General features: G+C 38.9%; 11 protein-coding genes. 4 read left to right on the forward strand and 7 right to left on the reverse strand.

What is annotated here, in order from left to right:
* Positions 1–86: 86 nt before the first annotated feature.
* Positions 87–1,043, reverse strand: a complete 957-nt coding sequence (locus tag FBD94_RS00470; RefSeq protein WP_235884326.1) for a helix-turn-helix transcriptional regulator — start codon at positions 1,041–1,043, stop codon at positions 87–89.
* A gap of 175 nt (positions 1,044–1,218) precedes the next feature.
* Here FBD94_RS00470 and acs point away from each other — a divergent pair, with 175 nt between their 5' ends.
* Positions 1,219–3,117: an acetate--CoA ligase gene (acs, locus tag FBD94_RS00475; protein WP_136878707.1), complete on the forward strand. Its 1,899-nt coding sequence runs from the start codon at positions 1,219–1,221 to the stop codon at positions 3,115–3,117.
* Positions 3,118–3,145: 28 nt separating this feature from the next.
* Here the strand turns inward: acs and FBD94_RS00480 are convergent, their stop codons facing one another.
* Positions 3,146–5,557 (reverse strand): hypothetical protein, encoded by a 2,412-nt coding sequence (locus FBD94_RS00480; RefSeq protein ID WP_136878708.1) that lies wholly within the window; start codon positions 5,555–5,557, stop codon positions 3,146–3,148.
* Positions 5,558–5,644: 87 nt separating this feature from the next.
* Entirely contained in the window at positions 5,645–8,578 is a 2,934-nt protein-coding gene (locus FBD94_RS00485; protein WP_136878709.1) for a M16 family metallopeptidase, read from the reverse strand.
* A gap of 170 nt (positions 8,579–8,748) precedes the next feature.
* Between FBD94_RS00485 and surE the strand changes: the two genes are divergently transcribed.
* The 3 genes from surE to lpxB are packed head-to-tail and all read left to right on the forward strand — an operon-like array spanning position 8,749 to position 10,969.
* Positions 8,749–9,570 (forward strand): 5'/3'-nucleotidase SurE, encoded by an 822-nt coding sequence (gene surE / locus FBD94_RS00490; protein ID WP_131607322.1) that lies wholly within the window; start codon positions 8,749–8,751, stop codon positions 9,568–9,570.
* A 2-nt stretch (positions 9,571–9,572) separates the two neighbouring features.
* Entirely contained in the window at positions 9,573–9,854 is a 282-nt protein-coding gene (locus tag FBD94_RS00495) for a stationary phase survival protein SurE (RefSeq protein ID WP_131607324.1), read from the forward strand.
* Positions 9,854–10,969: a lipid-A-disaccharide synthase gene (lpxB, locus tag FBD94_RS00500; protein ID WP_131607326.1), complete on the forward strand. Its 1,116-nt coding sequence runs from the start codon at positions 9,854–9,856 to the stop codon at positions 10,967–10,969. The genes FBD94_RS00495 and lpxB overlap by 1 nt, the downstream gene beginning before the upstream one ends.
* Here the strand turns inward: lpxB and FBD94_RS00505 are convergent.
* Genes FBD94_RS00505 through FBD94_RS00515 form a run of 4 tightly spaced genes read right to left on the reverse strand, consistent with a single transcriptional unit; the run spans position 10,913 to position 13,540 of the window.
* Positions 10,913–11,482 carry an acyl-CoA thioesterase gene (locus FBD94_RS00505; RefSeq protein WP_136878710.1) on the reverse strand — a complete coding sequence of 190 codons (570 nt, stop codon included), beginning with the start codon at positions 11,480–11,482 and terminating at the stop codon, positions 10,913–10,915. The genes lpxB and FBD94_RS00505 overlap by 57 nt on opposite strands.
* 24 nt (positions 11,483–11,506) lie before the next feature.
* The gene (locus tag FBD94_RS26200; RefSeq protein ID WP_235884327.1) at positions 11,507–11,698 is read right to left on the reverse strand and encodes a hypothetical protein; all 192 of its coding nucleotides are present in this window, start codon (positions 11,696–11,698) and stop codon (positions 11,507–11,509) included.
* Between the two features lie 57 nt (positions 11,699–11,755).
* Positions 11,756–13,111 (reverse strand): Na+/H+ antiporter, encoded by a 1,356-nt coding sequence (locus FBD94_RS00510; RefSeq protein WP_235884328.1) that lies wholly within the window; start codon positions 13,109–13,111, stop codon positions 11,756–11,758.
* 60 nt (positions 13,112–13,171) lie between these two features.
* Complete coding sequence (locus FBD94_RS00515) at positions 13,172–13,540, reverse strand: type II toxin-antitoxin system HicB family antitoxin (protein WP_131607332.1); 369 nt, start codon at positions 13,538–13,540, stop codon at positions 13,172–13,174.
* Between the last annotated feature and the right edge of the window lie 148 nt (positions 13,541–13,688).

The following is a 13,688-nucleotide window of genomic DNA, read 5'->3' on the forward strand; positions in this document are numbered from 1 at the left end:
GGTTGATAATCCAAAGGTGCAGCACATTTTTTTTATAAAAAATGGAGATTTTTGCCAAAAAAAAATCGAGAATTGATGGCAAAAATCTACCCCTGCATTTCCAGCATGGCCATATTTTTGTATGGCCTTTTAATGAATTTTGGAGAGCTATCTACGTGTTTTTTAAAAGCCTTACTAAAATAATGTGGTTCTTTGTAACCACTTAATCTGGCTATTTCACCTATAGGTTTATTGGTTGTTGAAAGCAATTCTAACGCCAAATCAATTCGCAATTTGATAACCTGCTCACGCAGCGGGATTCCGAAAGCTATTTTTGCCAGTCGCGCAAGGCTTCTTTCCGATACCATAAATCGGTCTGCAAGTTCAGGAGCACTGCTTGCTTTTTCAGATGTAAAGTTCTCCTGTATAAAGTTGGCAATGGCAGTAGCCTTATGCTGGTGGTATTGACTGGTGGTATTTCGACCGATAAGTTTGTTGTAATATTTGGTCACACAATTATCGATGAAAACATAAGTGTTGGTGTCCATGTTTACTTGGTTAGCTTTCATGTCTGTAGTTTTTAGTAAATTAAATAGACTTTTAGCGATACCAAAGGAAGGAAGGGTGATGTTTTGCCTTTGCGAATTACTGAAGAATGTTATCAAAGATTTTAATTCTGGTAGCTTTTCACTTTTATAGACTAACCATTCCGGACTAAAGGTGATCAATAACATTTGATGAACTCCCGCAGGGAGTGTTTCTTTGTATTTTCCTTCAGATCGATAACATAAATAACAGGAGTTTTGTCTCAGATTAACATACATGAAAAATGCAGGTTTATTAACCGAAAAATCAATCTTGAACTCTTGTGTAAGCGTATACTCGAACAATTCGACATAGGCCAGGTAATGACTAAGAGATTGAATAATAATATCTCCCTCGTTAATTTTGATTTTTTCAGCTTTTGCCATTCGTAAAGGCATAGCACTAAGTTGAGTAAGTGCATCAGGCGTTAGCGCTACCGATCTACCACCTGCTAAATGAAGTTTGATGTGTGATTGCATTGTCTACCCTTTTAGAAACTAGGTAAAGATGTCCTATAAAGTAAAGGAAAGTCCGACAAAGCAACGATAATTACTGTTTTTTACACTATTTACACTATGTAAAAGATTCTATAAAAGTTTTGTTAGCTTTTTAATAAAGTTATATTTGAACTTTAGTACCGAAACCAATTAAACCATGCAAATTAAATCATTTGAAGAGTATCAAAAAACATATCAGTATAGTGTAGATTACCCGGAACAGTTTTGGGAAGGGATTGCCAATAATTTTCAGTGGAAAAAAAAATGGAATAAAGTCTTGTCCTGGAATTTTTCTGAACCTAATATTAAATGGTTTGAAGGTGCGAAGTTAAATATCACTGAGAATTGTTTGGACCGACATTTAGCAGAAAATGGAGATAAACCGGCCATTATCTGGGAGCCAAACGATCCACAAAAAGAGAGCGTCACCTTAAGTTATAAGATCTTACATGAACAAGTTTGTCGTTTTGGCAATGTTTTAAAAAAGAACGGCGTAAAAAAGGGCGATAGAGTATGTATCTATATGCCAATGGTTCCTGAACTCGCAGTTGCAGTATTGGCTTGTGCACGTATCGGTGCTGTCCACTCTGTAGTATTTGGCGGTTTTTCTGCCAAATCTATTGCTGATCGTATTAACGATGCCGAATGTAAAGTGGTGATTACCGCTGATGGCGCGTTTAGAGGAAGCAAACAAATTCAATTAAAAGAGGTGATTGATGATGCCCTGATTGGCTGTCCAACAGTAGAAAGGGTAATCGTTTTAACCCACACCCGTATGGCTGTATCGATGCTGAAAGGCAGAGATGTTTGGTGGGAAGATGAAATTAAATTGGTTGATACCAATTGCCCGGCTGAAGAAATGGATGCAGAAGATCTGTTGTTTATTCTATATACATCGGGCTCAACAGGAAAACCTAAAGGTGTAGTACATACCATTGGTGGTTATATGGTTTATGCCGGATATACCTTCTCTAATGTATTCAATTACCAGCCAGATGAAGTATTCTTCTGTACGGCTGATATCGGTTGGATCACGGGACACTCTTATATCGTTTACGGTCCACTTTCGCAAGGTGCTACGACCTTGATGTTCGAAGGAATTCCAACTTATCCTGACGCGTCAAGAATGTGGCAGGTTGTAGAGAAACACAAAGTAAATATTCTTTATACTGCACCTACGGCCATTCGCTCACTAATGAGCTTTGGAGAGGAACCGCTTAAGGGTGTTGACTTAAGCTCATTACGAGTTCTAGGATCAGTAGGTGAGCCTATTAACGAAGAAGCATGGCACTGGTTTGATGAGAACATTGGAAAAAGTAAATGCCCAATCGTAGATACCTGGTGGCAAACGGAAACTGGCGGGATTATGATCTCTCCAATTGCTTTCGTTACCCCTACAAAACCAAGTTTTGCTACTTTGCCACTGCCAGGAATACAACCAATTTTGGTTGATGAACAAGGTAATGAGATCGAAGGTAATGGTGTAAACGGTAACCTGTGTATTAAATTCCCATGGCCTGGAATGTTACGTACCACTTATGGTGATCATGAGCGTTGTAAACTCACCTATTTCTCTACTTATAAAGATCTTTACTTTACTGGTGATGGCTGCTTAAGGGATGAGGACGGATATTACAGAATTACAGGTCGGGTAGATGATGTGATCAATGTCTCAGGACACAGAATTGGTACTGCAGAAGTTGAAAATGCAATTAATATGCATGCTGGTGTGGTTGAAAGTGCTGTAGTTGGTTATCCACATGATGTTAAAGGACAAGGGATTTATGCTTTTGTGATCAATCCTAATGTGCACAACGATGAGGATCTGACTAAAAAAGATATCTTACAAACCGTAACCCGAGTTATTGGTGCTATTGCCAAACCGGATAAAATATTATTTGTATCAGGCTTACCAAAAACTCGTTCTGGTAAAATTATGCGTCGCATTTTAAGGAAGATTGCCGAAGGTGATACCGGTAATCTAGGTGATGTAAGTACGCTGCTAGATCCGACGGTAGTAACTGAAATTGTTGAAAAAGCAGGACAGTTAAAATAAAATGAAGCAAAAGGGAAATGGCTAATCACTATTTCCCTTTTACTTCAAAAGTATAATCTCCATACAGTACGTTTTTGCTGCTCAATCCCTGTACGATTACCTTGAACTTACCGGTAATATCGCTGGTGTAAAACGTAATTTCCCGCTCTTCCTTGTTTATTAATAATCCATTACTCCAGTATATGGTCGATGCAAATGCCGGTTCTAAAGGTTCGGCATAATCGTTTACGTAAAATTCTTTTTTTGAATAAACACCGTCCATAAGTACCATTCCAGGATTAACCGTGACGGTTTCACAGGCTTGATATATTATTGATCCACCCCCGCTCATATGGTAACTTTTTCCAGCTACAGGAGGTCTATTGTTTGGATCACCTACATGGTTGAAACAGTTTAATATATTATAGCTGCACACATAATCGCCACAATTATTTGGACCTTTGGGGGAGTTAGTGTTATTGCTGTTTCCAGAAGTGATTTGTACTTCTTTCAACCTTATTGCAGTTTCATTGCCCTTAAGGGATAAAACATTGTTATTTTGAACTGATGATGGAACAGCTCTATACTTCGGCCCAAATAAATTTAAATAGCTTTTGTTCAGCTTTGCATAAGGATCATTTATGGATAACAAGTATCGGTTCTTATTTTGTTCTCCCAGGAATATATAAACCGGCTTTTCTTTTTCTGCCGCAAGGTTAGATGCATTAAATTCAAAATAACCTCGGTTATCAGTATGGTAAAGTTTCATTCCCGAAGAACTTAAAATACCAATCTGAAGGGGCTCATTTACTGGTTGTTTTTTGCCCGTGATTTGAAGAGACAGCGTCGTATTGTCGTAGCTTTTTATAGTATCTGATGGTTTTGTTTTCATGGCATCCTGCCAGGTATATCTGCGCCAACCTTTTACTAATAAAATATTGTCCATATACTTCGGGTCTTCGTAACCTCTCGTGGTATTATAAGGAGGTAAAGCAGTCAGTGAACTTGCTAAATAGGTATAGCTTTCTATGTCGACGTTAAGCTTTGACGATATGCGCCTTTCTTGTACACAGGCAACAGATACGATTGCCAGACTATCCGAATCACCTAGCCGTAGTTTCAGTGTTACTTTTTTCCGTTGCTCATAAACCTTTTGGTCTGATGAAATTGTGAGTTTTGGTGTAGGATTGTAATGTGCAAAGAACATACGCTCGGCAAGAGGTCTGCCCAAGCTATCAGAAATGGTCAATGTGTTGAGACCCAGGGGGACTGTTTCCAGTGGGATGATTAAGGTCATTTGAGGGTTTTGTGCATCTACATGGTTGTAAATAAACGTCTCTTTAAAATTATGAACCCTAATAAACAGGTTTTCCTTTTGGGATGTTCTGAGCTTTGCAATGAGCGTGTCTCTTACTGCTGCTTCGGAAATGTAAATACCAATCCCCTTATCTAAAATAGGCGGCAGCAAGTAACTAGTATCCGTAAAACCTGAGTGTAAAAGCTTTATTCTGTAACTACTTCCCTTTTCTGGCTTTAATAAAAAGCTCCCAATCCCGTAACTATCCGTTTCAATAGTATCAATTACTGTATCATCCTTGTAAAGTTGGGCCTTTAGAGAAACAACTGCAAGTTGTTGGTCTTTGACCTCGACACCAACACGGCCCAGAATCCCATTAATTAAGTTCCCCCCTTCAGCATAAAAGCCAACTTTGGCCCTGCGTTTTGTAACAGGCAGACTAAGGTTTAAAAAGCTACTGTCACTACCGTATTTCAGTTTTACATAAACATTAGGATCGGGAATGTCTTCTTGTTCATCTAATTTTAAAATTACCTCGCCTGAAGAATTGGTTTTAGTTTTTTTAGAGAGATGACCATAGTGGTAACTGACCTCAACTGGCTGTGACAAAAATCGAGCATCCCTGGTGGTTGCGGATAGTAAAACCTGATTTGGTTTTACGCCCATAATCCCTTGCTCCAGTATTTTTAAGCCGGCATTAAAACTGGGATTGATATTCGTCTTTATCATTATGGGTTGTATAAAGATAGCCTCTGGAACGCCATTTGAAACTCTGTTAGTACTCGCTAAAAGATGATAATCACCGGCTAACATGGAGTCGGGGAGTACCATGCTTCCAAAAGATAGGCTCGTAGCCATTAGAAACTTTTGGTGTTTAACAACTAAACTGTCCGAATTTCTTATCAACGCAACAGACATGATGTTGTGTTTACTAATATTAGCTTCTCGTTCTGTTAAAAGGTAACCAGTAAACCATACTGTTTCATTGTTGGTATATATGTTCTTGTCAAAGTGAACAAAGAGGCGGGGGGAGGGATTGGCTAATTTATACAGGTAAAGCTGTTTGGCCAGCGGGTCGACCAATAACGGCTGTTCTTGCTGCGCAAAAGCAACATGACCGGAAAATATTAAGAGCCCTAAAATGAGGTTTAACCAGTAGCGCATTGACTAAAGTTAGGATAAGGAATCCGATTGTACAAAAGAAGCCGTATTAAATTGCTTTAATACGGCCTCTTTTGTTTTTATTTAGGATTAGTAACCAAAAATCTGTGTAAGTGATAATTTGGTAAGAGGTCCAAACTTCTGCATGTCCTCAGGTTTTGCATTTTTCTCTGAAGCAACAATACAATAAGTATAAGGCTTGTTGGCTACATTCTTTTCATGAAATGATTTAATATCACCAAACGTCAATGGCTTTAAGCCAGCATAAGCATCGATTCTAGAATCGTGGTCGAAGCCTATTTTTTTATCGGTAAAATAAGCACCAATAATATCATCCTTGGTAATTCTACTCGTTTCAATCGCATTTAATGCATTGTATTTCGAAGCCTCAAAAGCTTTATCAGTCTGAGGTAGAACGTTCAGCAATTCGTTCATCCCTTTAACAGCGTCATTCATCTTATCAGCCTGACAGCCCACATAAGCTACCATCGCATATTGCTTTTCCTTTTTGTCTGGAGCAGAGAATACCGCGAAAGTGGAATAAGCCAGTGCTTTCGACTCCCTTATGGTTTGGAACACTACAGAGCCCATACCGCCGCCAAAATAACTGTTAAATAAAGTTACCTTAGGTGTCCAGGTAGGCGTGTATAAACCGCCATTACGCACCCAACGGATCTCTGACTGTACCATGTCGTAATCAGCAAAATAAACCTGATTTTCCGTGCTGTTGGCATAAGAGAATTTACTAGCAGGAGCCTCAGGACTGAATTCCTTAGGTAGATTATGTAATTTACCAATAGTTGTGGTAAATGTGTTTAGGTGTTGCGGACCATAATAGGTAATGGTATGCTTGTAGTTGTTAATGTTATGTAAAATATCCAGCAATTGAGCTGAAGTCATGTTTTTCACCTCTTCGTTGCTCATTGTATGGTTAAAAGGATTACTTGCGCCATATTGTGCATAACTTGTTAACCCATTAAGGATTGCGGTTTTGTTGAGCTTATTGTTCTCTCTTGATTTTAAGAGGCGGCTTTTAAGTTCCACAAGCGCTTGCTCATTAGGCTTACAATTGGCAAAAATATGCTCAACCAAACTCACCGCCTTGTCAAAGTTTTCCTGCAGTCCAGTTATGGTAATAGAAGTAGTTTCATTACCTACGTTAAAGCTATAGTTACAAGCAATGTTGTAAAACTCTTTGCTAATCTGCTCTGCAGTGTATTTATCTGTGCTCAAAAAAGTTAAGTATTGAGCAGCATAAGGCTGTAACTTATTGTTCCATGCACCCATGTCGAAACGGTAGGTTAGGTTAAAGATGCTATTGTCTTTATTTTGAACAGCAATAACCTCAGCAATGCCTGATTTTCCAAAATCTAAATCTTTTTTGTAATCCAAAAATTTAGGGGAAATAGGATTAACCGGCATTGATTGTAGGTTTTTTGCAAAGTCTGATGTCTCAGCAGCATTTGTGTTTACCGGAGTGATAACTGGTTTTTCAACCTTAACAATGTTTTTGTCTTCACCTTTGTGTTTGTAGACTACAACATAATTGTCTTTAAAAAACTGATTGGCAAAGTCTGTGATTTGTTTCTTAGTCACTTTGGCCATCGCATCAGGACTGCCTAATGATTTGTCCCAATTTACTCCGCGGTTAAGAATAAACTCATTGGTGATACTCTCAACGCGGAAGTCGTTTTTGTCGAAAGCTTGCAAAAGTCCGAGCTTACTATTTGCCACAGTCGCTTTAATCAGACTTTCATCAAAGTTTCCTTTTTTAAGGATGTTAATCTGGTCCAGCAATAATTGCTGTGCCTGTTCCAGGCTTTGTCCTTGTTTAGGTTGTGCCGAGAGCGTGAAAATGCCATAATCCTTCATCTGTTGGTAGCCGGCACCCGCACCTAAAACTTTTTGCTGTTTATTTAAGTTGATATCCAATAAACCTGCTTTTCCATTAGATAGAATGCTGGAAATCAAATCCAGTAGCATGCTCTGTGTGGTATTTTGCGCAAATCCTCTATAGGATAGTCTTACACTTTCTGCACTAGGGCCGTAGATGTCTACCTTCTGTACCTTTGTAAGCGGTTTTTCAGGAGCTGGATTGTAAAGAGAAAGCGGCTTTGGTTTCATATAGGCAAACGATTTGTCTACCTTTTTAATCATCTCGTCTGGATTAAAATCACCAGATAAAGCAATGATCATGTTGTTGGGTACATAATACTTGTTATAGTATTTTCCGATCTCTACCAGTGATGGGTTTTTTAAATGCTCAATAGTCCCAATCGTGGTTTGTTGTCCATAATTGTGAGTCGGGAACAACAATGCTCCAGTTTGCTCATTTATCTTCCAGGAATCGTCATCTAGTCCACGGTTCTTTTCTTCGTATACGGCTTCTAGCTCAGTGTGGAAGATACGGAAGATTGGATTGCGGAAACGTTCGGCCTGAAGCGCAAGAAACTGATCTGTAGCATTGGCAGGGAAATCCTCATTGTAAACTGTTTCTTCGTACCAGGTATGGGCATTGGTAGACTGACCGCCAATTGCTTTCATCATTTTATCATACTCATTGGCAATAGAGTAATTAGAGGCCAGGCCTGATGTTTTGTCAATCTCAGCATAAATCGCTTTGCGTTTTGCAGGATCAGTAGTATCATGATACTGCTCATAAAGTGCCGAAATCTTATCTAGTAATGGTTTTTCTTTAGCAAAGTCCATGGTGCCAAACTTATCCGTTCCTTTAAATAATAGATGCTCCAGATAATGGGCTAGACCTGTTGCCGTATGGGGATCGTTGTTGCTACCCGCTCTTACCGCAAGACGAAATTCAATGATTGGTTCCTTGGTGTTTTGCGAAAGTACTACTGTTAGTCCATTCTTTAAGGTATAGAAACGGGCTTTTGTAGGGTCATTAGTTACGTACTTATAGGTGTAGCCTCCTGATGATGCCGTTTTCCATTGGTAGGCGGATTGCGCCATTAAGCTCGAACCTGTTATCAGCAAACAGACAAGCAACAGTAAATTTTTTTTCATTAGAATAAGTTATTTGTTAGTTTTTTAAGCTACTATAGTTTTCGTAACTCATTTCAAATATAAGTTGAATGCTAAACTTTTTGTTCGAATTCTTGTACTTTTACAGCTACAAAAGTAGTTTGTTAAGTATTTCATCAAGAATGGTGAATATGGCATATTAATATACACACATGAAGAAAGAAAATTCAAGACCCAATATTTTAGTAGTGAATGATGATGGTATTACAGCACCAGGAATTAAAAACCTGATTGAGGTAATGATGGAGTTGGGAAATGTGGTGGTTGTGGCACCTGATGGGCCGCAGTCGGGTATGGGACATGCCATTACTATAGGAAAACCATTGCGTTTTGACCGGGTTGATCTGTACCCAGGTGTAGAAATGTACAAATGCTCGGGTACGCCGGTGGATTGTGTAAAGCTGGCTGTAAATAAAATATTTAAAGGTAAAAAGCCTGATCTTTGTGTATCTGGTATCAACCATGGTTTAAATAATTCTATCAACGTAATATATTCTGGGACAATGTCGGCAGCCGTAGAAGGTGCAATCGAAAATATTCCATCAGTAGGTTTTTCATTAGATGATTTTTCTGAGCAAGCAGACTTTAGTCACTGTAAAAGATTTATCAAAACTATTGCCTTACAGGTACTGGAACATGGATTGCCACAGGCCACATTGTTAAATGTGAATTTCCCTAATGGGGCCGACTTGAAAGGTATTAAAATTTGCAGACAGGCGAATGCCAAATGGGCTGAAGAATTTGATGAACGTAAAGATCCGCACAATCGCTCCTATTATTGGCTTACTGGTGTATTCCAAAACAATGATAAGGGTGAGGATACAGACGTATGGGCATTGGATAATGGATATGTATCGGTAGTTCCGGTACAGTTTGATCTTACTGCGCATCACGCTATCCCGGTATTGAACAGCTGGACTTTCGATGTTCCTCCTGCTGTTGTAGCTGCACCCGATGGGCCTTCACTTGGATAATTATGACATTAGGAAATCGGTTAGCACAAATTAAAGATTCTGTATTTACAGGCTTGGGTATCGGATTACTAATACCCGGAGTCTTACTTGCTATAGTTTGGTACCTGATGCATAAGTTTGCTTTTTTGGCAAAGGCCGATTTATTATTGATCGGATGTATTGCTGTAAATGCGGGACTAATGCATTACTTTTTTAAATTAAATAAGGACAATATTGGCCGTGGCATTATCAGTGCTACTTTTCTTTGGGCCTTTGCATTCTTTTTTTATAAAATAACCCAATAATGAGGTATTATATAGTAGCAGGAGAAGCTTCAGGTGATTTGCACGGTGCTAATTTAATGAAAGCGCTAAAGGCGGAAGATTCAAATGCCGAATTTAGGTATTATGGGGGCAATAAAATGCTGGCCGAAGGTGGAGTATTGGATAAGCATTATGCGGAAATGGCCTTTATGGGTTTCACCGAAGTGCTTTTAAATCTACGCACCATTTTTAAAAACCTAAAGGCCTGTAAGGCTGCTATACTGGCTTATAAACCAGATGTGTTAATTCTTATTGATTTTCCGGGTTTTAATTTAAAAATTGCGGAGTTTGCTAAGGCGAATGACATTAAGGTTTGCTACTATATTTCACCAAAGGTTTGGGCTTGGAACCAGAAACGCGTACTTAAAATAAAACGGATAGTTGATAAGCTGTTCTGTATTTTGCCTTTCGAAGTTGATTTCTATAAGAGCTGGGGGATGGAGGTTGATTACGTAGGGAATCCATTGCTGGATGAAATTGCCCAGTTTACCCCGGACTCTGAGTTCCGCAAAAAATACCAGCTTGAAAAGGATGTTATTGCCTTGTTGCCTGGTAGCCGTAAACAGGAAATAGAGCGATTACTCCCGGATATGCTTAGTGTTACACAAAGTTTCCCTGATTGTCATTTTGTGGTTGCTGCGGCACCGAGTTTTGACGAGACTTATTACCGACAGTTTATTAAAACGGATAATGTGACACTGGTTTTTGCACAAACTTATAACCTGCTTCATGTAGCCAAAGCGGCAATTGTTGCATCAGGTACAGCTACACTTGAAACTGCTTTGTTTCATGTGCCCCAAGTTGTAGTTTACCGTGGCGGTGCTATCTCTGTCGCGATAGCGCGGGCATTGGTCAAAATCAGGTTTATATCCCTCGTTAATTTAATCATGGATAGGGCTGTAGTTACGGAGTTGATCCAGAATGATTGTAATACGACCAATATTACCCGTGTGCTTAAGGGGATTCTAAATGGGGCCGAAAGAGCTCAGATGCTTAGTGATTATAATGAGCTCTCTGCAAAAATGGGTACAGCTGGAGCATCAGGACGTACTGCTAAACTCATTCTCAACTATTTGGCAACGCTCTCCAACAAGTAATAGCCTACATTGTTCGTCTTTTTCCGGAATATTTACATCGTTCAAGTCCTTTCGGTATTGTCGCCTAATGTCGATTCTACTTTTAGCTTCGATAAACCGTCTTACCTGCTCCCTGTTTTCCAATATCAGGCCCGGTACCTGCACGGGTTGATTATTGTCATCTTTGGCCACCATGGTAAAATAGCAGGTGTTGGTATGCTTAACCGCGTTAGTTTTAACGTTTTCAGAAATTACTCGTATCCCCACTACCACCGATGTGTTTCCTACATAGTTTATAGAAGCCATTAAGGATACCAATTCTCCAACTTCAACAGGCGCTAAAAAATTAACGGTATCAATAGAGGCGGTTACGCAGTAATTGCCAGCATGTTTTGCTGCACAGACATAAGCAACCTTATCCATCAAGGAAAGTAAAGTGCCCCCATGTATCTTTCCGCCAAAGTTGGCATAAGCGGGAATCATCAATTCTGTAAGTACGGTTTCCGAAAAACGTACTGGTTTATAATTTTCCATTTAGTTTTGCCAGTTAAATTGCTATTAGTGTTTGTTTAATCTTGCTTCTTCAAGGTCAAGATTCTCTTCCATATCTCTCAGTACTTCGTGGTCATATTTCTTTGTAGCTTTCATTTTCTTCAGCCCTTTTCTTCTTAAAGTAACCAATTCCAGCATAATTTTTCTGTATAGTTTTCTTACCGATGTAACCTCTTCTTTCTGAGTTTGCTCAAGCAAGGTGCGCTCCGTAGCATTTATACTTCTCTCAAGCTGCTCTTTAATTCGGGAAATAGTTTATAATTGACTCATTTCTGAGCTGTATTTGTCGTTCAGGAAACTTACACAATCCTTAGCCAGTTGTAAACGGATCGATTCCATCTGCTCATCTTCAGGGATATGCTCGTCTACTTCTTCGATTTTTAAGAGTCTAAGAAAAATAGGCAGTGTTAATCCTTGAAATACAAGTGTTATCAGTATCACCACAAAAGTGATAAATAAAATCATATTGCGATGTGGAAAAGGCTCGCCTGTATTTAAGGTGAGGGGAATTGCTAATGCGGAGGCCAAAGAAACTACACCTCTCATACCTGCCCAACCTATGATGAACGGAAGCTTAAAACCTGGGCTAGTTTCTTTTTTTCTGATTCGTGGACTTAAAAACCTTGGAATAAAGGCGGAAGCATAGACCAAAACGATTCGGACAATGATCACAATTAAGCTAATGATTAGGGCATATTTAATCGCTTCCCCCATAGAATAACCTTCCAATCCATTCACAATTACAGGCAGCTCTAATCCAATGAGGATAAATACAAAACCATTTAAAAGAAAACCTACTGTAGCCCAAACTTCTTTTCCTTGTATACGGGTATGGTAGTTTAGAAAATCACCAGATCGGAATGATAAAAATAGTCCACCGCTAACCACAGCCAGTACACCCGACCAATGGAACTCCTCTGCTACTATATACATCAGGTAAGGGGCAATTAGGGTAATCGGAGTGGTAATGCTTGATGATTTTGCCCAGTACCTTAATACAATATAAAGCAAGTGGGCAATAGCTAATCCTACTATTATACCCATTACAGCTAAAATAAAGAAGTCGGTAGCTGCTTTTTGGAGCACAAATTGTCCCGTTAATATAGACGCTAAAGCAAATCTAAATACGGTTAAAGAAGCTGCATCATTAACGAGACTTTCGCCCTCCAGTATTGTTAGTCCTCGTTTAGGCATTTTAAGGCCTTTTAAAACCGAAGTCGCAGCAACGGCATCTGGAGGAGAGATGATACCGCCTAGTAAAAAGCCAAATGCTAATGTAAAGCCCGGTATAATGCTGACCGAGAAATAGGCAATGGCAAGGGAGGTGATTAAAACTAAAGCAAATCCAAGAGAGAAGATGGATCTTCTCCATTTCCAGAACTCATTCCATGAAGTATACCATGCCGCTTCAAATAACAAGGGCGGTAAGAAAATAAGGAATACAATATCAGGATTGATGTTTATCGAAGGAATGCCAGGGATAAAGCTAATTCCCAGACCACCAATGACAAGAAAAATGGGATAGGAGATTTTCCAGTGCTGACTCAACAAGAAAAGAAGAGCCATAGCGAAAAACAATGCAAGAATTAAAAGGAGGTTCGCATGTATCATTTTTTAAAAATAAGCAATTGAACTTTCTTTTTACGCTTTTTTTAAGGGGTAAGGCTGTGTTTATGCATACAGGGTTTCCTTATCGAGTAATTCTTCATGTTGCACCATGTAGCTTAAAGAAGCTTTTACAAGTTCATTAAGGTTAACGCCTTTCTTTTTAGCTAGCAGTGCAGAATCTTGATGAAGCTTTTCAGAAACTCTTACATTAAAAGAACCCTTGTATGTTTTGTTGGGTTTTTTTCCTAATTCTTTGCAGGTTTTCAAGTAATCGATTATAGCGTCTTTAAAAGCTGACTCTAACTCATTCACAGAAGCCCCTTCAAAAGTTACTAAATCATTTATTCCGTGTATTTTGCCAAAAAAAACACGGTCTTCTGCGCTAAACTCTACAGAGCCTATATATCCTTCGTATTCAAAATAGTTTTTCATAGTGCTGATTAAGTTGTTGTTTAATTAAAGAATAGCTTCTCTATTTTGCTCATACAAATATACAATTAGTTTTGTAACTAAAAAATAGTTACTCTATACCTAAAGCTTATTCCGTTGGGTGAAGAGTTGTTGATTAAATTTTTGGTCG

It is taken from the genome of Pedobacter hiemivivus, assembly GCF_005144565.1.
GTDB classification, from domain to species: Bacteria; Bacteroidota; Bacteroidia; order Sphingobacteriales; family Sphingobacteriaceae; genus Pedobacter; species Pedobacter hiemivivus.

Excerpts from the sequence above, each read along its gene's own strand:
- FBD94_RS00470 (WP_235884326.1), bottom strand. The coding sequence starts at position 1,043 with ATGCAATCACACATCAAACTTCATTTAGCAGGTGGTAGATCGGTAGCG.
- acs (WP_136878707.1), top strand. The coding sequence starts at position 1,219 with ATGCAAATTAAATCATTTGAAGAGTATCAAAAAACATATCAGTATAGT.
- FBD94_RS00480 (WP_136878708.1), bottom strand. The coding sequence starts at position 5,557 with ATGCGCTACTGGTTAAACCTCATTTTAGGGCTCTTAATATTTTCCGGT.
- FBD94_RS00485 (WP_136878709.1), bottom strand. The coding sequence starts at position 8,578 with ATGAAAAAAAATTTACTGTTGCTTGTCTGTTTGCTGATAACAGGTTCG.
- surE (WP_131607322.1), top strand. The coding sequence starts at position 8,749 with ATGAAGAAAGAAAATTCAAGACCCAATATTTTAGTAGTGAATGATGAT.
- FBD94_RS00495 (WP_131607324.1), top strand. The coding sequence starts at position 9,573 with ATGACATTAGGAAATCGGTTAGCACAAATTAAAGATTCTGTATTTACA.
- lpxB (WP_131607326.1), top strand. The coding sequence starts at position 9,854 with ATGAGGTATTATATAGTAGCAGGAGAAGCTTCAGGTGATTTGCACGGT.
- FBD94_RS00505 (WP_136878710.1), bottom strand. The coding sequence starts at position 11,482 with ATGGAAAATTATAAACCAGTACGTTTTTCGGAAACCGTACTTACAGAA.
- FBD94_RS00510 (WP_235884328.1), bottom strand. The coding sequence starts at position 13,111 with ATGATACATGCGAACCTCCTTTTAATTCTTGCATTGTTTTTCGCTATG.
- FBD94_RS00515 (WP_131607332.1), bottom strand. The coding sequence starts at position 13,540 with ATGAAAAACTATTTTGAATACGAAGGATATATAGGCTCTGTAGAGTTT.